The following is a 25,503-nucleotide window of genomic DNA, read 5'->3' as shown; positions in this document are numbered from 1 at the left end:
ATAAGAGATGAAGGAACCGAGCCAATTGGATAAAATGAATGACCTGCTCAAGCTGGTTGCACCAGGCACCCCGTTTCGGGACGGCCTGGAAAACGTGCTGCGAGCCAAAACCGGCGGGCTGCTTGTCGTCGGCTACAGTCCGGAAGTGATGGAGGTGGTCGACGGCGGTTTTTCGATCAACTGCGATTTTTCGCCGAACTACCTATACGAGCTTGCCAAGATGGACGGAGCGATCATTTTGAGCGAGGACCTGAAGCGGATTCTGTACGCCAACACCCAGCTGATTCCGGATTCCTCCATTTCCTCGACCGAAACGGGCATCCGCCACCGTACCGCGGAGCGCGTCGCCAAGCAGACCGGAAAGCTGGTCGTGTCGATTTCGCAACGCCGCAACATTATCACTTTATATCAAGGCACGCTTCGATATGCGCTGAAGGAAATCGGCGTTATTCTGACGAAGGCGAACCAGGCGCTGCAAACGCTGGAAAAATACCGGGCGGTGCTGAACCAGTCGCTTACCAACCTCTCGGCATCGGAATTCGAAGAGCTGGTGACGGTACCGGAGGTCGTCAATGTCATTCAGCGGGTCGAAATGGTGCTGCGCATCAAAATGGAGATCAAGCGCTATATCAATGAGCTGGGCAACGAAGGCCGGCTGATCAGCATGCAGATGGAAGAGCTCGTCAGCAACATGGAAGAGGAAGCATGGCTTCTGTACAAGGATTACGCCCGCGAAGACAACGACGACAAAATCCGCGAGATGATATCCGGACTGAAGCGGGCTACCGACGATGAACTGCTGGATATCCATTACGTCATGCGGCTTCTCGGCTATCCGATCTCGGCGGCGAATTCGGAGGAATCGATCGCTCCGCGCGGATACCGCATCCTGAACAAAATTCCGCGGCTGCCGAACGTCATCATCCATAATTTGGTCGAGCGTTTCGGCCGGCTTCCGCATATCATGATGGCAACCATCGAGGAATTGGATGAAGTGGATGGAATTGGCGAAGTCAGAGCCCGCAACATCAAGGAAGGTTTGAAGCGGTTGCAGGAGCAAGTGTTCATTGACAGACAAATTTAAATGCCATACAATCAAGTGATGATACGGGGGTACTAAAAAAATTCGAGGTGAAATAATGTTTACGAAATCAATTCCGAACATGTTTACGTTAGGTAACTTGTTTCTCGGAATGGTAGGAATTATGCTGGCCTTTGACAACAAATTCAGCTTGGCAGCCATCATGATCATTATTGCGATGCTTTGCGACGGATTGGACGGCCGGGTGGCCCGGGCGCTCAATGCACAAAGTGAATTCGGCAAGGAACTGGATTCTCTCTCGGATGTCATTTCTTTTGGAGTTGCACCCGCACTTATCATGTACGTTACTTCTTTTCATGGCATGCACCATGCGCTCATCTGGGCCGTGACGGCCATATTCCCGATTTGCGGCGCTTTGCGCCTCGCAAGGTTTAACGTTCAATCCGGGATTCCGGGCTATTTCATTGGTTTGCCTATACCGGCTGCAGGTGGCGTTTTGGCCACGTTGTCGCTGTTCCATAAAGAAATTTCGGCTCCTTACATGATTTTTGCCATGTTGGTCCTGTCGTATTTGATGGTTAGCACGGTGAAGTATCCGAATTTCAAGAAAGTGGGGCTCCCGAAAAAAGCCGTGATGTACGCCCCCGTCGTGATTATCGCGGGAGTCGCCGTCGCCGTGATTTTTCCGGATCAGATATCCAAGCTTATTTTCGTTCCGCTGGTACTGTATGCGGCCTACGGATTAAAGCAAAACGTGGAGAAGCTGACCCGCAGACGGAATCATGACCAATCGGCGGATCAAAACGTGTTTAACGATCATTCCTAGCCGGAAAAAATAAAAAGCATTTATTTCTCGCTGTCCGCAGCGGAAATAAATGCTTTTTTTGTTGCCGTTTATTCGAATGCGCGGGATTTCTTTCGTTCTATGACAGATTAAACAAGCCAAGCGTGGAGCATTTCTGGGACTCCTTCTGGACCACTTCATCCATGTTGATGCCGAGGAGGTTGCACAAGGCCGACATGTAAAAAATATTGCGTCCCAGTTCGGCGCTGATGATTTCCTTGCAATTTTCGCATAACTCTCCGCGTACGTGAGTCCGGGCCACGTCTTTCGCTTCCTCCAGGCTCACTTCGGGTTCAAAGGACTGTTTGGTGGCGTGGAGTTCGATACAGCCGCAGTCCGTAACGGCCTTGGCAACAGCCCGGTTGACGGATGCGCTGCTTTGCCCGTTTTTGGACAAGACATCCAGCAGACTGCGGTGACGGAGCAACAATTCGGAAACCTGATCCTGAAAAGCCTGTAAACTTGGTGCGCTCATTTTTCCTTTTCACCTCTAGCTTAAGAATTGAGTTCATTATATGCCAGGCATTTGCCCATTTTCAACCAAAATTGAGACTCCTAACGAAAGGACCTTTTGCAGATCCGATAGAAAAATTTGGGCTGCGAAGGATTATGTGCTCCAAAATTGGACCATACTGCTAAGGAAATATGTATGACTGATACAATCAAGGAGGTGTGGGAACTTATGCTGAGAAAATTCATCGTGGCGTTTGCCGGTCTGTGCGGCGCTTGGACAGGTTATTCCCTTCATCAATCAGCCGGATGGACGTTCCCGAGTTTAGGTATTGATCAATCCGTATGGGGCAGCTTGATGTTTGCAGGACTTGGAGCAATTTTATTTTTGTTGATAGGTTCCCTGTGCGCTCAGGCGCTCGCGGCACGCTTTCAATCGATGATCCAGATGTTTGCGGGAATGCCGATGAATGAACTGGCGGCGGGAGCGGCCGGTTTGACGGGAGGTTTGCTGTTATCCCTGCTGATCTATCCGAGCCTTGCTTGGGCGGGAAAAGCGGGTGAGATTGCAGCCGTGGGGCTGACGTTGTTTTGCGGATACATCGGATTCCGGGTCGGTTTGGACAAAAAAGACGAGCTGGCGACGCTGTGGACCTCGGGACGGTGGAGCAAGGCCGATGCGTACGAGGACCGGAAAATCGAAGAGCATAAAATTTTGGACACCAGCGTCATTATCGACGGCCGCATCGCGGATATTTGCAAAACCGGGTTTATCGAAGGAACGATCGTCATTCCCGAGTTCGTGCTCGAAGAGCTGCAGCATATCGCGGATTCGTCGGATTTGCTCAAACGCAACCGCGGCCGCAGAGGGCTCGATATTTTGAACAAAATCCAGAAGGAGCTGGACGTTCGGGTCCTGATCTACGAAGGGGATTTCGAGGAAATTTCCGAAGTCGACAGCAAGCTGGTCAAGCTGGCCAAGGTGCTGCAGGGGAAAGTCGTCACCAACGATTTCAACCTGAACAAGGTGTGCGAGCTGCAGGGCGTGTCGGTGCTTAACATCAATGATCTGGCAAACGCCGTAAAGCCGGTCGTGCTGCCGGGAGAAGAGATCATGGTACAGGTCATCAAGGACGGCAAAGAACACGGCCAAGGCGTGGCCTATCTGGATGACGGCACGATGATCGTGGTCGAGGGCGGGCGCGATTACATCGGCAGCATGATGGAAGTGCTGGTGACAAGCGTGCTTCAAACTTCGGCCGGACGGATGATCTTCGCCAAACCGAAACTGTTGGAAAAAGCCCAGTAAAAGGGGTATGATGGGGGTATACATTTTTTCTTACGGTGGTTGAGGAGGCAAATCTCGTTTTGGACAATCAAAATAGCGTGGGCGTCGTGGTGGTTTCCGCGGGCAAGGGTTCAAGAATGGGGACCCGCGAAAGCAAGCAGTACCTGCTAATGGACGACAAGCCCATCGTGATCCATACATTGGAGGTTTTCGACCGGATGCCGCTGGTTCGGGAAATCGTCCTGGTGACCGGAGCGGAAGACATCGAACGATGCGCCGGGTGGATTGACCGGTACGGGCTTCGCAAAGTGGCGAAAATCGTGCCGGGCGGCAAGGAAAGACAGCAGTCCGTGTATAAAGGCTTGTTAGAGATCAGCACGGAATGGGTAATGGTTCATGACGGCGTCAGACCGTTTGTCGAACCGGAAAGAATCGAGGCATGCCATCAAAAAGCCCTGCTCACCGGGGCGGCGGTACTGGCGGTTCCCGTGAAGGATACCATCAAGTGGGTGAGCGGTTCGGGAATGATCGAAGGAACCCCCGACCGCCGAAGTCTGTGGGCGATCCATACCCCACAGGCTTTTCGTCTTTCCGATTTGAAAAAAGCGCATGAGCTGGCCGAGGCCGACGGCTTCGTCGGCACGGACGATTCCATGCTCGTGGAACGAATGGGCATTCCCGTTGCGGTCGTCGAAGGCAGTTACACCAACATCAAAATCACGACGCCGGAAGATCTGGAGTATGCCGCATTCATGTTAAAACGCAGGGGAGAGAAGAGTAGATGATACGAGTAGGACAAGGATTTGACGTGCATCAGCTGGTGGAAGGCAGGCCGTGCATCATCGGGGGCGTCACCATTCCTTACGAAAAAGGCTTGCTTGGCCATTCCGACGCGGACGTGCTTTTGCACGCGGTGACCGATGCGATTCTCGGCGCGCTGGGGCTTGGCGATATCGGCAAGCATTTTCCGGATACCGATCCGAAATTCAAGGACGCAGATAGTTTGAAGCTGCTGCTGCATGTATGGGAGATGGCCAAGGAGCGGGGATACCGCCTGGGGAACATCGACTCCACCATCATCGCGCAGAAGCCGAAAATGGCGCCGTACATCCCGCAGATGGCCGAGGTGATCGCCCGCGCCCTTGATGCGGACCTGGAACAGGTGAACGTCAAGGCGACGACGACCGAACAGCTCGGCTTCACCGGCAGAGGCGAAGGAATCGCGGCGCAATCGGTTGTCTGCCTTGTCAAAGATGTGCTATCATCTTGAAGGATTTGAGCGGTAGAAACGTAAGTAAACACAATGCGGAGGGGTATGACCATGACTGATAAAGTTCGCGTACGGTACGCACCGAGTCCTACGGGACATTTACATATCGGAAACGCCAGAACGGCGCTGTTCAACTATTTGTATGCCCGCAATCAGGGCGGGGACTTCGTGATCCGGATCGAGGATACCGACGTCAAGCGCAACATCGCCGGGGGCGAAGAAAGCCAGCTGAAATATTTGAAATGGCTCGGCCTCGATTGGGACGAAAGCATCGATATCGGCGGGGAGTACGGACCTTACCGTCAGACCGAACGTCTCGACATTTACAACAAATACACGCAGGAGCTGCTGGACAGAGGGCTTGCTTATTACTGTTACTGCACGGAAGAAGAGCTTGAAAAGGAACGGGAAGAGCAGCTTGCGCGCGGCGAAACCCCGCGTTATTCCGGCAAGCACCGCAATCTGACCGAAGAGCAGCGCAAGGCGTACGAAGCGGAAGGGCGCGTGGCAAGCATCCGTTTCCGCGTTCCCGAAAACAAAACGTATACGTTCGACGATATGGTCAAAGGAACGATTTCGTTTAATACCCAGGATACCGGCGACTTCGTCATCGTCAAAAAAGACGGCATTCCGACATACAACTACGCGGTCGTCATCGACGATCACCTGATGCAAATCAGCCACGTGCTGCGCGGGGAAGACCATATTTCCAACACGCCGCGGCAGCTGATGATTTATGAAGCGCTCGGCTGGGAGCCGCCGCGTTTCGGCCATATGACGCTGATCGTGAACGAAAACCACAAAAAGCTCAGCAAACGGGACGAATCGATCATCCAGTTCATCGAGCAATACGACCAGCTCGGATATTTGCCCGAAGCGCTCGTCAACTTCATCGCCCTGCTCGGCTGGTCGCCCGAAGGGGAAGAGGAGATCTACAGCCTGGAGGAATTGATCAAAATCTTCAATCCGGACCGTCTGTCGAAAAGCCCGGCGGTGTTTGACCAGAACAAGCTGGCGCACCTGAACAACGCATACATTAAAAAAGCCGACCCGGAACGTATCGCCAAGCTTGCGATTCCGCATTTGCAAAAAGCGGGCCGCCTTCCTGCCGAGCTTTCCGCCGAACAGGAAGCGTGGGCGAAAAAACTGGTTGCCCTGTACCAAGAGCAAATGGTCGCCGCTTCGGACATCGTCGAATTATCGGCCATGTTTTTCCGGACCCATCTGGAAGTGGACGCCGAAGCCCTGCCGATTTTGGGCGAGGAGCATGTGCCGGCCGTGCTGAAAGCCTTGCTTGAAAAAATCGAAGCTTCCGCCGAATATTCGGCGCCGCAGATCGCGGCCATGATCAAAGAGGTGCAAAAGGAAACGGGCTTTAAAGGCAAACAGCTCTTTATGCCGATCCGCGTGGCGCTGACGGGCCAGATGCACGGGCGCGACCTGAACGAAACGATCTATTTGCTCGGCAAGGACCGGGTCATCGAACGGCTGAGATCGCAGATCAAGGGAGCTTGACCGGGAAGGCTGCGCCCAAATCCCGAAAACTTTCTTGTCAGCCCGATGTATTTTCGGATATAATAACTACCAAAATAAGATCTATAGAGCCTGTCTATAAGAACAGGCCGGATATTATAGACGAAGTGATCGAAAGAGCGATGAGCAGGAGAAGTACGCTTTAGCCTCAGGCATTTACCAGAGAGGATAACCTCATGGAGAATTTGCTTTCCATGCTGGCTGGAAGTTATCCATATGCCGGCTGCGGAAATGCGCCTGTGAGCTGCATGGATGAGCGGTTCCGTCCGGAGCCGTTAGACTATGCCGGAAGGTCCCCCGTTATCAGGGCAATCGAGTGGAATCCAGCCGTGCGCATCAGAAAGAACGACGCGCCGATCAGGCCGGATTCAAGCAGAGTGGAACCGCGTATCATAACGCCTCTGCAGCGTAAGCTGCCGAGGCGTTTTTTGGTTTTCAGGCGAGCCGCCGGGCGGCGGCAGCCTGCGCTTATGGGAGCGAAGGAAGAGAAGAGCACAAAGAGGGGAACGGACATGTTTAAAAGAATCAGATCGGACATCCAGACGGTATTTGAAAACGATCCGGCCGCCAGAAGCCTGTTCGAAGTGGTATTTACCTACTCGGGATTGCACGCCATCTGGGCTCACCGGATCGCGCACAAGCTGTACACCCGCCGATGGTTCACCCTTGCCCGCGTCATTTCGCAGTTCAGCCGTTTCATGACGGGAATCGAAATCCACCCCGGCGCGAAAATCGGCAACAGGCTCTTTATCGACCACGGCATGGGCGTCGTGATTGGGGAAACCTGCGAGATCGGCGACGACGTCGTCATTTACCAGGGCGTAACGCTTGGCGGTACGGGGAAGGAAAAAGGCAAACGCCATCCGACGATCGGCAACAACGTCGTCATCGCTTCCGGCGCAAAGGTTCTGGGTTCTTTTAAGGTGGGCGACCAAAGCAACATTGGAGCCAACTCCGTCGTGCTCAAGGAAGTACCGCCGAACAGTACGGTCGTCGGCATTCCGGGCCGGATCGTGAAGCAGGACGGCCGCCGCGTCGACCGGCTCAGCCACCAGCTGCCCGACCCGATCGTCGATTCGCTTCGCAGCATGCAGCAGGAGATCGACCGGCTTCGCAGCGAACTGGAAAACCTGAAAAGCGAACGCGGCGAGCTGGTCCGAATCCATGCCGCACGGGAACCGGAGCAGGGGGAATAAAGCCCGTTCCGGGCAAGGACGTTGCACGCGGGAGGCGGAAGCCGACGCCGATGATTCGCCTGAATCGCGATTGGATAAGAAAGATAAGAAAAACCGAGGATTTTGGCTGAAAATCCCGAACGAAAGGAAAAGTGACTATGGCGCTTCAAATATATAATACGTTGACACGCTCCAAAGAAGAGTTTGTACCGATGGAACCGGGAAAGGTAAAAATGTATGTGTGCGGGCCGACCGTGTATGACTACATTCATATCGGCAACGCCCGTCCCATGATCTTTTTCGACGTGGTCCGCACGTACCTGGAGCAAATCGGCAACGAGGTCAATTACGTCGTCAACTTCACGGACGTGGACGACAAGCTGATCCGGAAGGCAGAGCAAATGGGCAGCACCGTGCCGGAGGTTGCCGATACGTTCATCAAGGCTTATTACGAGGATCTGGAAGGACTGGGCATCGAAAAGGCAACGGTCAATCCGCGAGTCACCGAGAACATGGACAATATCATCGCTTTCATTCGGGAGCTGGAGGAGAAAGGCTTCGCATACGAAAAAGGCGGCGACGTCTTCTACCGTACGAACAAATTCCCGGATTACGGCAAGCTGTCGCACCAAAAGCTGGATGAACTCCAGTTCGGGATCCGGATCAACGTCGACGAGCGAAAGGAAAATCCGGAGGATTTCGTGCTTTGGAAAGCGGCGAAACCCGGCGAAATTTATTGGTCCAGCCCGTGGGGAGACGGACGTCCGGGTTGGCATATCGAATGCTCGGCCATGGCCCGCCGTTATTTGGGGGACACGATCGACATCCACGGGGGCGGGCAGGATTTGCAGTTCCCGCACCATGAATGCGAAGTGGCCCAATCCGAAGCGCTGACGGGCGAGCCGTTGGCGCGCTACTGGATGCATAACGGCTACATCAAAATCAACAACGAAAAAATGTCGAAATCGCTCGGCAACGGCATACTCGTCAAAGATTTGCGCAAGGAATTCAAAAAAGAAGCGATCCGCTATTTCATGCTTTCGACGCATTACCGCAACCCGCTGAACTTCAACGCCGAAACGATGAATCAGGCGACGAACAGCGTGGAGCGCATCGCGAACGCCGTCTCCAACCTGAAGCACCGCCTGGAAACGGTGACGCCCGACGGGCATGGAGCGGTCCGCGAGGAGCTGAAGCAGAAGCTGGACGGCATTTTGAGTCAGTATTACGACAAAATGAACGACGACTTCAACACGCCGGATGCGATTACCTCGGTTTTCGAATGGGTCAACGAAACGAATTCGCTGCTGCAGCAGCCTGTCGTCAATCCGGAAGAGCTGAAGCTGATGCTGTCCGCCTTCGAACAACTGAACGCCGTGCTTCGCCTGTATGGCGGGGAAGACGCCGTGCTTTTGGATGAAGAAGTCGAACAACTGATCGTGGAGCGCGCGCAGGCCCGCAAGGATAAAAACTGGAGCCGTGCCGACGAAATCCGCGACCAGCTGGCGGCGCAGGGGATCGTGCTGGAGGATACGGCGCAAGGCATGCGCTGGCGGCGCAAATGAGCGGCCGGGACAATGCAGGGCTGCCGCCGGAAGCGGGGGATGAATGGAACGGCTGGTTCGAATACCCGCCTTCCAGGCAGCCTCGGCTGATTCCCCCGATCGTGCTTGCGTACATCGGGGATGCCATTTATGAAGTGGCGGTCAGGCAGTACCTGATTTCCAAACGGAACCTGAAGCCGAACCAGCTTCACCACCAAGCGACCGGCATCGTATCCGCGAAAGCGCAAAGCCGGATTCTGGCGGCGCTCGAGCCCGTCTTGACCGACGAGGAGAAGGACGTCGTCAGGCAAGGGCGCAACGCCAAATCCGGCAGCATTCCGAAAAACGCGAACGTGCTCGAATATCGTCATGCCACGGCGTTCGAGAGTTTGATCGGGTATTTGTATTACGCGCAGCGGCACGACCGGATGCGGGAGCTCATCGGCATGGGAATCGAATACATGCTGCAGCAGAGTCATATCAAATAAAGCTAGTGGAGGATATCATGGAGGAAGAAATTATCGGCGGGAAGCATTCGGTCATCGAAGCGCTGAAATCCGGCCGCACGATCAATAAAATCTGGGTTGCCGAAAATGCGCAAAAGCATTTGACGCAGCCGATCGTCGTCGAGGCGAAAAAACTCGGCGTCGTCATCCAGCACGTAGACAAGCGCAAGCTCGACCAGCTGGCGCCGGGCGTTCAGCATCAAGGCGTCGTGGCCCAGGCCGCCCCTTACGCTTACGCCGAAGTGGAGGACATCTTGCAGGCTGCCGAACAGAAAGGGGAGCCGCCGTTCATTTTGCTTTTGGACGAAATCGAGGATCCGCATAACCTGGGGTCGATCCTTCGTACGGCGGATTGCACCGGCGTGCACGGCGTCATCGTTCCGAAGCGCCGTTCGGCGCAGGTGACCGCCACCGTGTCCAAAACTTCGGCCGGCGCGGCCGAATACGTGCCGGTAGCCAGAGTCACCAACCTGGGGCAAACGATCGATTCTTTGAAGGAAAAAGGGATCTGGGTCGTAGGTACCGATGTGTCGGCCGCTGCGGGGATCTACGAAACGAATGTTTTCGACGGGCCCGTAGCCATCGTCATCGGCAACGAAGGCAAAGGCATGGGGCGGCTGATCCGGGAAAAATGCGACGTTCTGGTCAAGCTGCCGATGAACGGGCGGATCAACTCGCTGAACGCCTCCGTGGCCGCCGGCGTGGTCATGTACGAAGTATTGCGGCGCCGCACCCAAGGTTAGATCGGGATGGCGGATTTGCGGGACGTGCTCCTGGTGGACGGCTACAATATGATCGGTGCTTGGCCGTCTCTTGCGAAGCTGTCGCAAATCAGCATGCAGGAGGCGCGTGACAATCTGCTAAGCAAACTGGCCGATTACCAGGCTTTTACCGGCCGGAAGGTGATCGCCGTCTTTGATGCGTATCGGGTGCCGGGGCTTGGCAAAGCCTTTTCCCAAAGCAAAGTTCAGGTTTACTTCACGAAAGAGAAGGAAACTGCCGATGAATGCATAGAGCGGCTGGTCGGGGAACTCAGCCTCCGCAGCCGCAAAATCTATGTGGCCACCAGCGACTTCATCGAGCAGCATGTCATCTTCGCTCGCGGCGCGCTGCGGCTTTCCGCCCGGGAACTGCTTATCGAAGTGGAAAACTGCGAAAAGGCGATTCAGCATCGGATTCAGCGCGAGCATGCGCCGAAGACGAGAAATACGCTGGACGGCAAGCTGAAACCGGAGCTTAGGGAGTTATTCGAGAAATGGCGCAGGGAATGACAGAAATTGGAACCAATTACAAATTTGCATCTCTTGACAATTTTGTTAGCGGTGTTCTTTTTTAGGTAATACGTGGTTGACGGTGTCAACTGCCATCATTTATACTGTTCGTATATTTCACAGAGTAACGGGTACCTTGCGTTGCAGCCGGGGGGATTCTTGGTGAGTGTAGACCTCAAAGAATTAACGTTGTCGGATTACGAGTACAAGTCGGATGAGGACGTCGTCGAATATTTTCGTGAAGGCGATAGCGAAGCGCTCGAGTTTTTGATTAACAAGTACCGGAATTTCGTGCGCGCCAAAGCCAGGTCTTACTTTCTGATCGGCGCCGACCGGGAGGATATCATTCAGGAAGGCATGATCGGATTATACAAATCGATCCGTGATTTTCGGGTGGACAAGCAGTCTTCGTTCAAGGCTTTCGCCGAGCTCTGCATCACGCGGCAGATTATTACGGCGATCAAGACGGCGACGAGACAGAAGCATATTCCACTGAATTCTTATGTCTCTTTGGACAAGCCGATTTACGATGAAGATTCCGACCGGACGCTCCTGGACGTCATTTGCGGTTCGCAGGTGTCGGACCCGGAGGAATTGATCATCAACCAGGAAGAGTTCGTGGGTCTGGAGGACAAGATGTCCGAGATTTTAAGCGACCTGGAACGCAAAGTGCTGATGCTGTATTTGGACGGCCGTTCCTATCAGGAGATTGCGGTCGACCTCAAGCGGCATGTGAAATCGATTGACAACGCCTTGCAGCGTGTCAAACGCAAATTGGAACGTTATTTGGAAGTTCGCGACAATTAGACGCTCGGTAACGAAAAGGCTCTTAACGGAGTCTTTTTTTCACAATTGGACATGACAAGGTTTAAGCGCCACAGGAATGAATCATAATGGTAAATGAATGCAGGCGGCTTTCAGTAGAGGAAAAAGGCTTGAAAACACTAGGGATGTAGCGATCCCGGCATGCCGGAAACAGGGCTATTCTTTCGTTGACACGGTTTAACCCTTATGATAAAGTGTTTTAGGTAGGCCTAAATTCGCGTGTTTTAATGGATGAGCAGGCAAAGACCGCAAGGTTTTTGTTTCTTATTCATTTCGCAAGAACGGTTTTTTCTTTTCAGCAATGAAGGGCTTGGGCTGTTCTGCTAGGGAAATATAGAGCCTTCTGAAAAGAAGGACGTCTTCGGGAGGTGCACAGCATGCGGGTAATTATCACTTTGGCTTGTACGAACTGCAAACAAAGAAACTACACAACTACCAAAAACAAGCGAAATCACCCCGACCGCATGGAGATGAAGAAATTTTGCAAGTTCTGTAACGAGCAAACTCCTCATCGCGAAACCAGATAGTTTTTTGGAGGTGTAGTCGGCGTGAAAAGTAGTTTCAAGTCTCTGTTTTCCTTTTTCTCTGAAAGCTGGGCGGAGCTCAAAAAAGTTCGCTGGCCTAATCGTAAAGAGCTGACGAATTATACTCTGATCGTCCTCGGCACCATTGTATTCGTCACGATTTATTTTTGGGTTCTGGATATCGGCATTTCCGCTGTGATCGAAGCGATTATTTAAGAAGGGTCCCGGGTGGCTTGATATGGAAACTATGGAAAAAAGATGGTACGTTGTTCATACCTATTCCGGGTATGAGAACAAGGTCAAGGCCAATTTGGAGAAACGCGTCGAGTCCATGGGCATGGAGGACAAGATATTCCGCGTTCTTGTTCCGATGGAAGAAGAAGTGGTAAACAAGGACGGCAAGAAAAAAACCGTCATGAGAAAAGTTTACCCGGGGTATGTCTTGGTTGAAATGATCCAAACCGACGACTCTTGGTATGTTGTCCGCAACACGCCGGGGGTGACGGGCTTCGTTGGTTCGACGGGGTCGGGTTCCAAACCTACGCCTTTGCTTCCGGAAGAAGTAGATCAAATCCTGAAGCATATGGGCATGGAAGAACCTAAACCAAAAATCGAATTCGACATTAAGGAATCCGTGCGGATCAAGGTTGGTCCATTTGCGAATTTTGTGGGCTCTGTAGAGGAAATTCTCGCCGACAAGAGCAAACTCAAAGTTCACGTCAACATGTTTGGACGGGAAACCCCGCTTGAGCTGGATTATACTCAGGTGGAGAAGATATAAATATTTTCTTCAGGTTTCTTGTGGGAGGGGCGCAAACGTCCCGTTAACCACTTTTGAAGGAGGTGTCTTACATGGCAAAAAAGGTAATCAAAATGGTAAAACTGCAAATTCCTGCAGGTAAAGCGAATCCGGCTCCGCCAGTAGGTCCTGCATTGGGTCAAGCAGGTGTCAACATCATGGCATTCTGTAAAGAATTCAACGCTCGTACCGCTGACCAGGCTGGTCTGATCATTCCGGTTGAAATCTCGGTATTTGAAGACCGTTCCTTTACGTTTATCACGAAAACTCCACCGGCTGCAGTTCTGCTTCGCGTAGCTGCAAAAATCGAGAAAGGTTCCGGCGAACCTAACAAGAAAAAGGTGGCAACGGTTAAACGCGACAAGGTCCGTGAAATCGCTGAAACAAAAATGCCTGACCTGAACGCTGCTTCCGTCGAAGCTGCTATGCGTATGGTCGAAGGTACTGCCCGCAGCATGGGTATCACGATCGAAGACTAATTTTATTTTCGGTTTTTCTGCGACAACCGGTCGATTGGGACCGGCATATGTGGGAGGAATTTCCGTTAAAACCACAAAGGAGGAACAAACATGGCGAAACATGGTAAGAAATATGTTGAAGCTGCCAAGCTGATTGACAGCGAAGCATTTTACGAGCCAGCAGAAGCCGTTGAGCTTGTGAAAAAGGCTGCGACTGCCAAATTCGACGAAACCGTTGAAGTTGCAGTTCGTTTGGGCGTAGACCCACGTAAACAAGACCAAGCCGTTCGCGGCGTCGTTGTCCTGCCTCACGGCACGGGTAAAACGCAACGCGTATTGGTATTTGCGAAAGGTGACAAAGCGAAAGAAGCGGAAGCGGCTGGCGCGGATTATGTTGGCGATCAGGACATGATCAACAAAATCCAACAAGGCTGGTTCGAATTCGACGTCTGCGTAGCTACACCTGACATGATGAGCGAAGTCGGTAAACTGGGTCGTCTGCTCGGCGGTAAAGGCCTCATGCCTAACCCTAAAGCAGGCACGGTTACATTCGATGTTGCCAAAGCGGTTCAAGAGATCAAAGCGGGTAAAATCGAATACCGTCTGGATAAAGCAGGTCAAATTCACGCTCCGATCGGTAAAGTATCCTTTGATGCGGCGAAACTGAATGAGAACCTCAAAGCTCTCATCGACGCCCTCAACCGTGCTAAACCGGCAGCTGCGAAAGGCGTTTATCTGAAAGGGATCGCAGTATCCTCGACGATGGGCCCAAGCGCTCGCGTGAACACAGCTTCTTTCAGATAAGAAATTAACGTTGACTTCCGTCGCGTTATCTGATAATCTGTAAAAGTTGTTGTGAAAGAACTGACCATTAAAGTTGAATATGCTTACCGTAGACAGTAGGTGCCCCGCAAAGGCTTAATTTCCTACCGAGGTGTTGTGATAGAATGAGGATGGTTGCTCCTGACGTTCGTGTGGACAATCATCATTTATCAGGCCTTCGTGATTCTACGGAGGCTTTTTACATGCCTAGAATCATTAGGAACGGGAAGCAAGTCAGACTTTTCATCCAAACGATAGCAGTACATGTTCCGGTCGTTTAGGTACCGGACAGCGAAACTTTCAGGAGGTGTGAACATTGGCAAACGCAAAAGTGATTCAAGCGAAACAAGAAGCAGTGGAAGCAATCACGGCTAAGCTGCGCGAAAGCGCATCTACCGTTGTTGCCGACTACCGTGGATTGAACGTTGCCCAAGTGACCGAACTGCGTAAGCAGCTTCGCGAAGCCGGCATCGAATTCCAGGTTCTGAAAAACTCATTGCTGCGTCGCGCTACCGCTGCTGCCGAGCTGACAGAACTGGACGAAGTGTTGACCGGTCCTACAGCGATTGCATTCAGTGGTGAAGATGCCGTAGCTCCAGCGAAAATCCTTAACGATTTTGCTAAGAAAAACGATGCATTGAAATTGAAAGGTGGCGTGGTCGAAGGTCGTGTCGTCGGCGTTGACCAAGTCAAAGCGCTGGCAGAACTGCCATCCCGCGAAGGTCTCCTTTCCATGCTCCTCAGCGTGCTTCAAGCTCCTGTGCGCAACTTCGCGCTTGCAGTTAAAGCCGTTGCAGAGAAAGAAGAACAAGGCGCGTAAGCACCTGTTCCTCGATGCAGTATTGAAAGACAAACACAAAAACTTTAATTATAAAATGGAGGTTTAACCATGAGTAAAGAGCAAATCTTGGAAGCAATCAAAGGCATGACTGTATTGGAACTGAACGATCTGGTTAAAGCAATCGAAGAAGAATTCGGCGTAACTGCTGCAGCTCCAGTTGCTGTAGTAGGCGGCGCTGCTGGCGCTTCCGAAGCTGCTGAGCAAACTGAATTCGACGTAATTCTGGCTAGCGCTGGCGCTTCCAAAATCAACGTTATCAAAGCGGTTCGCGAAATCACTGGCCTCGGCTTGAAAGAAGCTAAAGACCTGGTTGACAACGCACCAAAACCACTCAAAGAAAAAGTGGGTAAAGAAGAAGCTGATTCCATCAAAGCTAAATTGGAAGAAGCAGGCGCTACTGTAGAAGTGAAGTAATTCCTTCTTACGAGTGATTAAACATAACAAACCCCTTGAAAATTCAAGGGGTTTGTTTTTGTAAACGGGATTCCCCGTTTGGGTGGATTGAAATGAAACTGATCGGGACAATCTGTAAAAGGAAGACGAAACGAGACGGAGGGACGGCATGTCACAGCATTATTATTCGAATCAGCCTGAAGCCGGCCATGACCGGCGGGAGCTGGAGGAACGGTTGCGGGGACAGATCTTCAGGTTTATCAGCGACGCGGGCGTATTCTCCAAAAAAGGTATAGACTACGGCAGCAAGGTGCTGATCGAAGCGATGGATATTCCGCAGCATGCCGAAGTTTTGGACGTGGGCTGCGGGTACGGCCCGATCGGTTTTGCGGCCGCCAAACTTGCCGCCAGCGGTCATGTGACCATGCTTGACGTGAACTCCCGTGCAGTCGCCCTGGCGAAGGAAAACGCAAAGCTGAACGGCATTCAAAACGTAACCATTCTGGAGAGCGATTTGTTTGCGGCCGTGCAGGGAAAAACCTTCGATGTCGTGCTGACCAACCCGCCGATCCGTGCCGGCAAAGAAACCGTGCATGCGATTTTCGAACAGGCCTACGCGCACTTGAAAAACGGAGGTTCCTTGTGGATCGTCATTCAGAAAAAGCAGGGAGCGCCTTCGGCGAAAGCCAAGCTGGAGAGCTTGTTTGGACAGGTCGAGGAAGTGACGAAGGATAAAGGGTACCGGATTTTTAAGGCAACAAAAACTTTTCGGTAATTTGCAATAGGACTATTGACTTGAAAATACTGATGTGATATTATTATAAAATGTCAGTATTAGGATAGGCTTCTTGTCTTTAGTTGACTGAAATGTCAATAGTTTTTATGCGGAGAGATGCATAAACAAGAGCATGTTCACGTATAATATGTACATTTTGGGCAAATCTACAGGATATGAAGCCACTTCCGTGTTTAGCTAGGAAGACCATGGATAAGTTGCTCTTTGTTCGAAAGCATTCGGGTAAGGGCTTTTCTTTATTTGTGGATGGAATCCTCTGCATGAATCCATTATAAGGTTCCAAACAGAGGTTCGCAATCAATTTTTGAAGTGAGTAGACATGAGGGGTGAGTTAAAGTTGGCAGGACATCTTGTTCAGTATGGTCGACGCACTCGGCGAAGTTATGCGCGAATTAATGAAGTACTTGAGGTTCCGAACCTGATCGAAATCCAACAAAAATCATACGAATGGTTTTTGGAGGAAGGATTGCGCGAAATGTTCCAGGATATCTCGCCAATTCAGGATTTTACGGGAAATTTGGTGCTGGAGTTCATTGACTACAGCCTTGGTGAACCGAAATACACCGTCGATGACGCGAAGGAACGCGACGTGACGTATGCGGCGCCTTTGCGGGTGAAGGTGCGGCTCATCAACAAAGAAACCGGAGAAGTCAAAGAACAGGAAGTATTCATGGGTGATTTCCCTCTGATGACGGAAACCGGTACGTTTATCATCAATGGCGCAGAACGGGTCATTGTCAGCCAGTTGGTACGCTCTCCTAGCGTCTACTTCAGCACGAAAGTCGATAAAAACGGCAAAAAGACGTACACCGCGACGGTCATTCCGAACCGCGGGGCATGGCTTGAACTGGAGACGGATGCGAAGGACATCATGTATGTCCGCATTGACCGTACCCGTAAAATTCCGGTTACCGTTTTGCTGAGAGCGCTTGGTTTCGGCAGCGACGCCGAAATTTTGGACCTGCTCGGTAACGACGAATATATCCGCAACACGCTTGATAAAGACAACACCGATTCGACGGAAAAAGCGCTCATCGAAATCTATGAACGCCTTCGTCCGGGCGAACCGCCTACGCTGGATAACGCGAAAAGCCTCCTCGTAGCGCGCTTCTTTGATCCGAAAAGATATGATCTGGCCAATGTCGGCCGTTATAAAATCAATAAAAAGCTTCACATCAAAAACCGTCTGTTCAACCAGCGCCTTGCCGAAACGCTGATCGACACCCAAACGGGCGAAATCATCGCGGAAGCCGGCCAAATGGTTGACCGTCGTTTGCTGGACGAGATCATGCCGCATCTGGATACGATGGTGGGCCACAAAACCTATCATGTCTCCAACGGCGTGCTCGACGCCAACGACATTCCGCTGCAAACGATCGACGTATTCTCGCCGATCGAAGACGGCAAAGTGGTCAAGGTGATCGCGAACGGCAACATCGACAAGTCGGTGAAGCACATTACGCCTGCTGATATTATTTCCTCGATCAGCTACTTTATTAATTTGCTGCACGGCATCGGGAACACCGACGACATCGACCATCTGGGCAACCGTCGTCTGCGTTCCGTCGGCGAATTGCTGCAGAACCAGTTCCGTATCGGTTTGTCCCGTATGGAACGCGTGGTCCGCGAAAGAATGTCGATTCAGGATGCCAACGTCATTACGCCGCAGGCGCTGATCAACATCCGTCCGGTCATCGCGTCGATCAAAGAGTTCTTCGGAAGCTCCCAGCTTTCGCAGTTCATGGACCAAACGAACCCGCTGGCGGAACTGACGCATAAACGTCGTCTGTCCGCGCTCGGACCGGGCGGTTTGACGCGTGAACGCGCAGGCTTCGAAGTCCGCGACGTTCACCACAGTCACTACGGCCGGATGTGTCCGATCGAAACGCCGGAAGGTCCGAACATCGGTCTGATCAACTCCTTGTCCACGTTCGCCCGCATCAACGAGTACGGCTTCATCGAAGCTCCTTACCGTTGGGTCGATCCGAAGACGGGCGTCGTTACCGATCATATCGACTACCTGACGGCCGATGAGGAAGACAACTACGTCGTCGCCCAGGCGAACGCGAAGCTGAATGAAGACGGAACGTTTGCGGAAGATATGGTTATCGTCCGTTACAACAAACAGTCCGACAACATTTTGCCGATGCCGAGCGATCGGGTAGACTACATGGACGTTTCGCCTAAACAGGTCGTATCCGTCGCGACGGCGCTCATTCCGTTCCTCGAGAACGACGACTCCAACCGCGCGCTGATGGGATCGAACATGCAGCGGCAGGCGGTGCCTCTGCTCGTGCCTAAAGCTCCGCTGGTCGGAACCGGCATGGAGCATAAGGCTGCGAAGGACTCGGGCGTATGTATCGTTTCCAAGCACGACGGCATCGTGGAGCGCTCCAGCGCCGACGAGATCTGGGTGCGCCGGATCGAAAACGTGGACGGAAAAGAAGTCAAAGGCGACATCGTTAAACATAAATTGCACAAATTCATGCGTTCCAACCAAGGAACGTGCATCAACCAGCGTCCGATCGTCAAAAAAGGCGACATCGTCAAAAAAGGCGATATCCTGGCCGACGGACCTTCCACGGAGATGGGCGAACTTGCCCTCGGCCGCAACGTCGTCGTTGCGTTCATGACGTGGGAAGGTTACAACTACGAGGATGCCATCTTGCTGAGCGAAAAGCTGGTTAAAGAGGACGTGTACACTTCGATCCACATCGAAGAGTACGAATCCGAAGCGCGCGATACCAAACTCGGACCTGAGGAAATCACCCGCGATATTCCTAACGTAGGTGAAGATGCGCTTAAGAACCTCGACGAGCGCGGCATCATCCGCATCGGTGCGGAAATCAGCGCCGGCGACATCCTGGTCGGCAAAGTAACGCCGAAAGGCGTAACGGAACTGACGGCGGAAGAGCGTCTCCTGCACGCGATTTTCGGCGAAAAAGCCCGCGAAGTGCGTGACACCTCACTGCGCGTACCGCATGGCAGCGACGGCATTATCGTCGACGTCAAAGTGTTTACCCGCGAGAACGGCGACGAGCTGCCTCCAGGCGTAAACCAGCTGGTTCGCGTGTACATCGCCCAGAAGCGTAAAATCTCCGAGGGCGACAAAATGGCCGGACGTCACGGCAACAAAGGGGTCGTGGCCCGCATTCTTCCGGAAGAAGATATGCCGTTCCTGCCGGACGGCACGCCTGTACAGGTCGTGCTGAACCCGCTCGGCGTACCTTCGCGGATGAACATCGGGCAGGTGCTCGAAGTCCATCTGGGCTTCGCGGCCATGCAGCTCGGCATTCACGTGGCAACGCCGGTATTCGACGGAGCCAACGAATACGACGTATTCGATACGATGGAAGAAGCAGGCATGCAGCGCAACGGTAAGACCGTGCTGTATGACGGCCGTACCGGCGAGCGTTTCGAACGCGAAGTGACCGTCGGCGTCATGCACATGATCAAACTCGCGCACATGGTTGACGATAAAATCCATGCCCGTTCCACGGGTCCTTACTCCCTCGTTACGCAGCAGCCTCTGGGCGGTAAAGCCCAGTTCGGCGGTCAGCGCTTCGGGGAGATGGAAGTGTGGGCGCTCGAAGCCTACGGCGCGGCGTACACGCTCCAGGAAATCCTCACCGTCAAATCCGACGACGTGGTTGGCCGGGTGAAGACGTACGAATCCATCGTCAAGGGCGAAAACGTTCCGGAACCGGGCGTTCCGGAGTCGTTCAAAGTCTTGATCAAAGAGCTTCAGTCTCTCGGCATGGACGTAAAAATCCTGAGCGGCGACGAGCAGGAAATCGAGATGAAAGAGCTCGATGACGACGACGATACTGCAGGCGATAAACTGAGCCTCAATTTGGAAGGCGCGGAAGTCGGAGTGGAATAAGTTCGCGGATGGACGGCGGACGGGGCAAACCCGTCTGCCTCATTCGCGGATTAAAACAATAGGACTAGGAGGGTTGCTCCTTGTTGGACGTAAACAATTTCGAATTCATGAAAATCGGGCTTGCATCCCCGGAAAAAATTCGTTCATGGTCCCGCGGAGAAGTAAAAAAACCGGAAACCATCAATTACCGTACGCTGAAACCGGAGAAGGAAGGCCTGTTCTGCGAACGGATTTTTGGACCGCAAAAAGACTGGGAATGCCATTGCGGCAAATATAAGCGTGTCCGTTACAAAGGCGTCGTCTGCGACCGCTGCGGCGTAGAAGTTACCCGCTCGAAGGTGCGCCGCGAACGGATGGGCCATATTGAGCTGGCAGCTCCCGTTTCCCATATCTGGTACTTTAAAGGCATTCCGAGCCGTATGGGTCTCGCTTTGGATATGTCTCCAAGATCTCTCGAAGAGATCATCTACTTTGCATCTTATGTCGTGACCGACCCAGGAGATACGCCTCTGGAGAAGAAACAGCTTTTGTCCGAAAAAGAATACCGCAGCTACCGTGAAAAATACGGCTACGGATTCCAGGCGGGCATGGGTGCCGAAGCCATCAAAAAGCTTCTTCAGGATCTCGACGTGGAAAAAGAGCTGGAATTCCTGAAAGAAGAGCTTCGCACCGCTCAAGGCCAACGCCGCAACCGCGCGATCAAACGCCTTGAAGTGATCGAAGCGTTCCGCAATTCCGGCAATAAGCCTGAATGGATGATCATGGACGTCCTTCCGGTCATTCCTCCGGAACTTCGCCCGATGGTACAGCTGGACGGCGGACGTTTTGCGACGTCTGACCTGAACGACTTGTACCGCCGCGTCATCAACCGTAACAACCGTCTGAAACGCCTGCTTGACCTGGGCGCTCCGGACATCATCGTGCAAAACGAAAAACGGATGCTGCAGGAAGCGGTAGACGCCTTGATCGACAACGGCCGCCGCGGCCGTCCCGTAACGGGTCCGGGCAACCGTCCGCTCAAATCCCTCAGCCACATGCTGAAAGGTAAGCAAGGACGTTTCCGCCAAAACCTGCTCGGTAAACGCGTCGACTACTCCGGCCGTTCCGTTATCGTCGTTGGACCGTACCTGAAAATGTACCAATGCGGTCTGCCGAAAAAAATGGCGCTTGAACTGTTCAAGCCATTCGTCATGAAAGAATTGGTCAACAAAGGCCTTGCCCATAACATCAAGAGCGCGAAACGCAAGGTTGAGCGCGTAAGTCCGGAAGTCTGGGACGTTCTTGAAGAAGTCATTAAAGAGCATCCGGTTCTGCTGAACCGTGCCCCTACGCTTCACCGTCTCGGTATCCAGGCGTTCGAACCGATTCTGGTCGAAGGCCATGCGATCCGTTTGCATCCGCTCGTATGTACGGCGTACAACGCCGACTTCGACGGCGACCAAATGGCGGTGCACGTTCCGTTGTCCGCCGAAGCTCAGGCGGAAGCGCGCCTTCTGATGCTCGCTTCCGGCAACATCCTGAACCCTAAAGACGGCAAGCCGGTCGTAACTCCGTCCCAGGATATGGTCCTCGGTTCCTTCTATCTGACGATGGACAACAAGGAAGAAAAAGGTTCCGGCATGATTTTGGGCTCGGTCAACGAAGCGGTGTCCGCTTACCAACGCGGCACGGCAGGATTGCATGCGCGCGTGGCCATTCCGGTTAAAGCGCTCGGCAAAACCAGCTTTACCGAAAAACAGCAAGACGCGATGCTCCTGACCACGGTCGGACGCATCATTTTCAACGAAATTTTCCCAAGCAGCTTCCCGTACATCAACGAAGCGACCCGCGACAATCTTTTGAACGGTACGCCTGAGAAATATTTCGTTTACGAAAAAGGCGTGGATATCCGCGAACGTATGAATGAACTGCCTGTCAGCAGCGCTGTCGGCAAAGAGTACCTGGGCCAAATCATCGCCCGGTGCTTCGAGATCTACCATACGACGGAAACATCCATCATTTTGGATAAAATCAAACAGCTCGGATTCACGTACTCTACCCGTGCCGGCGTAACCGTTGCGGTTGCGGACGTTATCGTTCCTGAAGAAAAACAGGCGATCCTGAAAGAATCCGAAGAGAAGGTTGCGGTCGTTACCAACCAGTACCGCCGCGGTCTGATCACCAACGAAGAACGTTACGACCGGGTTATCGACATTTGGTCCAAGGCCAAAGACGATATTACGGACGTCCTCATGAAATCGATGGACCGTTTCAACTCCATCATGCTCATGGTCGACTCCAAAGCGCGGGGTAACAAATCGCAGATTACGCAGCTCGGCGGTATGCGCGGTCTGATGGCGAACCCGTCCGGCCGGATTATCGAGCTCCCGATCAAGTCGAACTTCCGCGAAGGTTTGACGGTCCTCGAGTACTTCCTGTCCACGCACGGCGCGCGGAAAGGTCTCGCGGATACGGCGCTTCGTACGGCGGACTCCGGTTACCTGACCCGCCGTCTGGTCGACGTTGCGCAGGATGTCATCGTGCGCGAGGAAGACTGCGGAACGGACAAAGGCTTTACGGTTAGCAGAATCCAGGACGGCAAAGAGGTCATCGAGGATCTGTACGACCGTATCGAAGGCCGGTACTGCTTCGAAACCGTTCGTCATCCGGAAACCAACGAAATTTTGGTTAACCGCAACGAACTGATCGATTCGGACAAAGCGAACCTGATCGTGAAATCCGGAATTACGAAACTGCAAATCCGCTCCGTGCTCAGCTGCCGCGCCCGCCATGGCGTGTGCAAGAAGTGCTACGGCCGCAACCTGGCGACGGGCAAACATGTCGAAATCGGGGAAGCAGTCGGCATCATCGCCGCGCAATCCATCGGTGAACCGGGAACCCAGCTCACGATGCGTACGTTCCATACCGGGGGCGTAGCGGGCGACGATATCACGCAAGGTCTCCCGCGTATCCAGGAGCTGTTTGAAGCCCGGAATCCGAAAGGTCAGGCGACCATCAGTGAAATCGACGGCGTCGTCAAAGAAATTCGCGAAGCAAAAGACCGCCGCGAAATCGAAATCCAAGGGGAAGCCGAAACCAAGGTTTACTCCGTCACTTACGGTTCCCGCCTGCGCGTGACCGAAGGCATGGAAATCGAAGCCGGCGACGAGCTGACCGAAGGTTCGATCGACCCTAAAGAAATGCTGCGCATCAAAGGGATCCGCGGCGTGCAGAACTACATCCTTCAGGAAGTTCAGCGCGTATACCGGAACCAGGGCGTAGAAATCAACGACAAACACGTCGAAGTCATGATCAAGCAGATGCTGCGCAAAATCCGCATCGTCGATGCGGGAGATACGCCGCTGCTGCCGGGATCTTTCGTCGATATTTACGAATACGAAACAGCCAACAAGGAAGCGATCCTTTCCGGCAAGGAACCGGCCGTTGCCAAGCCAGTCCTGCTCGGGATCACGAAAGCTTCCCTCGAAACCGACTCGTTCTTGTCTGCGGCTTCCTTCCAGGAAACGACGCGGGTGCTCACCGACGCAGCCATCAAAGGCAAAGTCGACCAGCTGCTCGGCCTGAAGGAAAATGTCATCATCGGTAAGCTGATTCCTGCGGGTACCGGTATGAACCGTTACCGCAACGTCAGATTCGATGACCCGAACGCGGAAGAAGACGGTTCGAAAGAGTTGGAAACGGCAAACGTGGAGTAACTTCAAACGGAAAGCGGCTTGCGGGGGCGGGCGATTGACCGCCTGCTCTCGCAAAAAGCTTTTTTACAATGATTTTCCTAGCGAAAATTAATAGCCGTTTTTCTTGACATCGGCGAATGCAGGTGCTAATATATCAAAGGTGCGTGAGTAGCAACATCCCTGTGCTTTTGGAGGAATCGTAAAGATGTCTAATGATAAAGGATTACAGGATGCTCATGTCAAAATCGGGGCCAAACAGACCATGAAACTTGTGGAGTCAGGCCAAGCCGCAGAAGTTTATGTGGCAGAGGATGCGGAATTCCGGCTCATTTCCAAGATCGAAGGGCTGTGCAACAAGCACGGCGTGAAGATCACCTATGTGGACACCATGCAGCATTTGGGAAAAGCATGCGGGATTGAAGTGGGCGCAGCGATGGCTGCCATCGTGAAACCATAGCAATATGGGATGCAAGTTAATACGGTAAGAAACGTTTTTGTTAGGGAAGCCAGGCTTCTCTCGGCAAAAACTTTTCATTTGTTCTTTTATGAACCGCCTGGGTCTGTGGACTTAAAAAAAGAGGTTTGTAAGGAGAATGAACATATTGGAAGGAGGTGGCTAACAATGCCAACAATTAACCAACTGGTTCGCAAAGGACGTCAAGCTAAAATCTACAAATCGAAGTCCCCTGCTCTGCAGAAAGGATACAACGCTTTGAAGCGTGAAGATACGGATTTGAGCGCTCCTCAAAAACGTGGGGTTTGCACCCGTGTAGGTACGATGACTCCGAAAAAACCGAACTCCGCACTTCGTAAGTATGCCCGTGTTCGCTTGACGAACCGCATCGAGGTTACTGCTTACATTCCGGGGATCGGACACAACCTGCAAGAGCACAGCGTGGTATTGGTTCGCGGCGGACGGGTAAAAGACCTTCCGGGTGTACGTTACCATATCGTTCGCGGCGCGCTTGATACGGCTGGTGTAAACAACCGCATGCAGGCTCGTTCCAAATACGGCGCTAAGCGTCCGAAAGCTAAAAAATAAGCGGCTAACCGCTTTGTAAGAACCAAGACGTAAGAAAGGGGGATATCCATGCCACGCAAAGGTCCAGTTGCCAAAAGAGACGTGCTGCCAGATCCGGTGTACAACAGCAAGCTGGTTACTCGTCTGATCAACCGCATCATGCTGGATGGTAAGAGAGGTGTTGCTCAAAGCATTCTTTACAACGCGTTCAACCTGATTCAAGAACGTACGGGTAAAGATCCTATGGAAGTATTTGAAGCAGCCATCAAAAACATCATGCCAGTACTGGAAGTTAAAGCTCGCCGTGTCGGTGGTGCGAACTACCAGGTGCCTATCGAAGTAAAACCAGAGAGACGTACAGCTCTCGGACTTCGTTGGCTCGTAAACTACTCCCGCAGCCGCGGTGAGAAAACGATGGAAGAGCGTTTGGCTGCAGAGATCATCGATGCATCCAACAACACAGGCGCTTCCGTCAAGAAACGCGAAGACACGCACAAAATGGCTGAGGCGAACAAAGCGTTTGCTCACTACCGCTGGTAGGATT

Annotated in this window: 26 protein-coding genes and 1 other annotated feature; of the genes, 25 read left to right on the top strand and 1 reads right to left on the bottom strand. The window is 52.7% G+C overall.

Annotated elements, in window-relative coordinates; translation table 11 throughout:
- The first annotated feature begins 7 nt into the window (after positions 1-7).
- Positions 8-1,084 carry a DNA integrity scanning diadenylate cyclase DisA gene (disA, locus tag KI367_RS21655; protein ID WP_036712509.1) on the top strand — a complete coding sequence of 359 codons (1,077 nt, stop codon included), beginning with the start codon at positions 8-10 and terminating at the stop codon, positions 1,082-1,084.
- 55 nt (positions 1,085-1,139) lie between these two features.
- Positions 1,140-1,868 carry a CDP-diacylglycerol--serine O-phosphatidyltransferase gene (gene pssA / locus KI367_RS21650; protein ID WP_036712512.1) on the top strand — a complete coding sequence of 243 codons (729 nt, stop codon included), beginning with the start codon at positions 1,140-1,142 and terminating at the stop codon, positions 1,866-1,868.
- Positions 1,869-1,965: 97 nt separating this feature from the next.
- Here pssA and KI367_RS21645 read toward each other — a convergent pair whose 3' ends face one another.
- Positions 1,966-2,361, bottom strand: a complete 396-nt coding sequence (locus KI367_RS21645; protein ID WP_212952137.1) for a nucleoside triphosphate pyrophosphohydrolase family protein — start codon at positions 2,359-2,361, stop codon at positions 1,966-1,968.
- A gap of 207 nt (positions 2,362-2,568) precedes the next feature.
- On the opposite strand from KI367_RS21645, the gene KI367_RS21640 reads away from it, so the two are divergent.
- From KI367_RS21640 to rpsG, 23 genes are all read left to right on the top strand, one after another.
- Positions 2,569-3,645: a PIN/TRAM domain-containing protein gene (locus KI367_RS21640; RefSeq protein WP_212952136.1), complete on the top strand. Its 1,077-nt coding sequence runs from the start codon at positions 2,569-2,571 to the stop codon at positions 3,643-3,645.
- Between the two features lie 59 nt (positions 3,646-3,704).
- Positions 3,705-4,409, top strand: coding sequence for a 2-C-methyl-D-erythritol 4-phosphate cytidylyltransferase (gene ispD, locus KI367_RS21635; RefSeq protein ID WP_036712517.1), 705 nt, complete (start codon positions 3,705-3,707; stop codon positions 4,407-4,409).
- The gene (gene ispF, locus KI367_RS21630; RefSeq protein ID WP_212952135.1) at positions 4,406-4,894 is read left to right on the top strand and encodes a 2-C-methyl-D-erythritol 2,4-cyclodiphosphate synthase; all 489 of its coding nucleotides are present in this window, start codon (positions 4,406-4,408) and stop codon (positions 4,892-4,894) included. The genes ispD and ispF overlap by 4 nt, the downstream gene beginning before the upstream one ends.
- A gap of 51 nt (positions 4,895-4,945) precedes the next feature.
- Positions 4,946-6,409, top strand: a complete 1,464-nt coding sequence (gene gltX / locus KI367_RS21625; RefSeq protein WP_036712522.1) for a glutamate--tRNA ligase — start codon at positions 4,946-4,948, stop codon at positions 6,407-6,409.
- A 530-nt stretch (positions 6,410-6,939) separates the two neighbouring features.
- Complete coding sequence (cysE, locus tag KI367_RS21620; protein ID WP_212952134.1) at positions 6,940-7,623, top strand: serine O-acetyltransferase; 684 nt, start codon at positions 6,940-6,942, stop codon at positions 7,621-7,623.
- A gap of 137 nt (positions 7,624-7,760) precedes the next feature.
- Positions 7,761-9,167, top strand: a complete 1,407-nt coding sequence (cysS, locus tag KI367_RS21615; RefSeq protein WP_212952133.1) for a cysteine--tRNA ligase — start codon at positions 7,761-7,763, stop codon at positions 9,165-9,167.
- On the top strand, positions 9,164-9,634 hold the full coding sequence (locus KI367_RS21610) for a Mini-ribonuclease 3 (RefSeq protein WP_052147138.1): 471 nt from the start codon (positions 9,164-9,166) through the stop codon (positions 9,632-9,634). Before cysS ends, KI367_RS21610 begins: the two co-directional genes overlap by 4 nt.
- A 17-nt stretch (positions 9,635-9,651) precedes the next feature.
- Positions 9,652-10,395: a 23S rRNA (guanosine(2251)-2'-O)-methyltransferase RlmB gene (gene rlmB / locus KI367_RS21605; RefSeq protein ID WP_212952132.1), complete on the top strand. Its 744-nt coding sequence runs from the start codon at positions 9,652-9,654 to the stop codon at positions 10,393-10,395.
- 6 nt (positions 10,396-10,401) lie between these two features.
- Positions 10,402-10,923: an NYN domain-containing protein gene (locus tag KI367_RS21600; RefSeq protein ID WP_036712528.1), complete on the top strand. Its 522-nt coding sequence runs from the start codon at positions 10,402-10,404 to the stop codon at positions 10,921-10,923.
- Positions 10,924-11,085: 162 nt separating this feature from the next.
- The gene (sigH, locus tag KI367_RS21595; protein ID WP_036712530.1) at positions 11,086-11,730 is read left to right on the top strand and encodes an RNA polymerase sporulation sigma factor SigH; all 645 of its coding nucleotides are present in this window, start codon (positions 11,086-11,088) and stop codon (positions 11,728-11,730) included.
- Between the two features lie 395 nt (positions 11,731-12,125).
- Complete coding sequence (gene rpmG, locus KI367_RS21590; protein ID WP_076176720.1) at positions 12,126-12,275, top strand: 50S ribosomal protein L33; 150 nt, start codon at positions 12,126-12,128, stop codon at positions 12,273-12,275.
- 21 nt (positions 12,276-12,296) lie between these two features.
- A complete protein-coding gene (secE, locus tag KI367_RS21585; RefSeq protein ID WP_036712533.1) occupies positions 12,297-12,488 on the top strand; it encodes a preprotein translocase subunit SecE in 192 nt (63 codons plus the stop codon).
- Between the two features lie 31 nt (positions 12,489-12,519).
- Entirely contained in the window at positions 12,520-13,053 is a 534-nt protein-coding gene (nusG, locus tag KI367_RS21580; protein WP_036712536.1) for a transcription termination/antitermination protein NusG, read from the top strand.
- Positions 13,054-13,124: 71 nt separating this feature from the next.
- Positions 13,125-13,550, top strand: a complete 426-nt coding sequence (gene rplK, locus KI367_RS21575; protein WP_036712539.1) for a 50S ribosomal protein L11 — start codon at positions 13,125-13,127, stop codon at positions 13,548-13,550.
- A 90-nt stretch (positions 13,551-13,640) separates the two neighbouring features.
- A complete protein-coding gene (gene rplA, locus KI367_RS21570; protein WP_160045365.1) occupies positions 13,641-14,333 on the top strand; it encodes a 50S ribosomal protein L1 in 693 nt (230 codons plus the stop codon).
- A 68-nt stretch (positions 14,334-14,401) separates the two neighbouring features.
- Positions 14,402-14,562, top strand: a sequence feature (ribosomal protein L10 leader region).
- A 105-nt stretch (positions 14,563-14,667) separates the two neighbouring features.
- Positions 14,668-15,171, top strand: coding sequence for a 50S ribosomal protein L10 (gene rplJ / locus KI367_RS21565; RefSeq protein ID WP_212952131.1), 504 nt, complete (start codon positions 14,668-14,670; stop codon positions 15,169-15,171).
- A 69-nt stretch (positions 15,172-15,240) separates the two neighbouring features.
- Positions 15,241-15,606 (top strand): 50S ribosomal protein L7/L12, encoded by a 366-nt coding sequence (rplL, locus tag KI367_RS21560; RefSeq protein WP_036712545.1) that lies wholly within the window; start codon positions 15,241-15,243, stop codon positions 15,604-15,606.
- A gap of 148 nt (positions 15,607-15,754) precedes the next feature.
- Complete coding sequence (locus KI367_RS21555; protein ID WP_212952130.1) at positions 15,755-16,360, top strand: class I SAM-dependent methyltransferase; 606 nt, start codon at positions 15,755-15,757, stop codon at positions 16,358-16,360.
- A gap of 358 nt (positions 16,361-16,718) precedes the next feature.
- On the top strand, positions 16,719-20,264 hold the full coding sequence (gene rpoB / locus KI367_RS21550; protein ID WP_212952129.1) for a DNA-directed RNA polymerase subunit beta: 3,546 nt from the start codon (positions 16,719-16,721) through the stop codon (positions 20,262-20,264).
- Between the two features lie 80 nt (positions 20,265-20,344).
- Positions 20,345-23,959, top strand: a complete 3,615-nt coding sequence (gene rpoC / locus KI367_RS21545) for a DNA-directed RNA polymerase subunit beta' (RefSeq protein ID WP_212952128.1) — start codon at positions 20,345-20,347, stop codon at positions 23,957-23,959.
- A 184-nt stretch (positions 23,960-24,143) separates the two neighbouring features.
- Positions 24,144-24,395 (top strand): ribosomal L7Ae/L30e/S12e/Gadd45 family protein, encoded by a 252-nt coding sequence (locus tag KI367_RS21540; RefSeq protein ID WP_212952127.1) that lies wholly within the window; start codon positions 24,144-24,146, stop codon positions 24,393-24,395.
- A 165-nt stretch (positions 24,396-24,560) separates the two neighbouring features.
- Complete coding sequence (gene rpsL / locus KI367_RS21535; protein WP_036712553.1) at positions 24,561-24,980, top strand: 30S ribosomal protein S12; 420 nt, start codon at positions 24,561-24,563, stop codon at positions 24,978-24,980.
- Between the two features lie 48 nt (positions 24,981-25,028).
- On the top strand, positions 25,029-25,499 hold the full coding sequence (gene rpsG / locus KI367_RS21530) for a 30S ribosomal protein S7 (RefSeq protein WP_212952126.1): 471 nt from the start codon (positions 25,029-25,031) through the stop codon (positions 25,497-25,499).
- The last annotated feature ends 4 nt before the right edge of the window (positions 25,500-25,503 follow it).

This window comes from Paenibacillus cookii (assembly GCF_018333375.1).
Taxonomy (GTDB): Bacteria; Bacillota; Bacilli; order Paenibacillales; family Paenibacillaceae; genus Paenibacillus_AQ; species Paenibacillus_AQ cookii.
The sequence above is the reverse complement of the archived record's forward strand: the minus strand, read 5'-3'. Positions and strand labels throughout refer to the sequence as shown.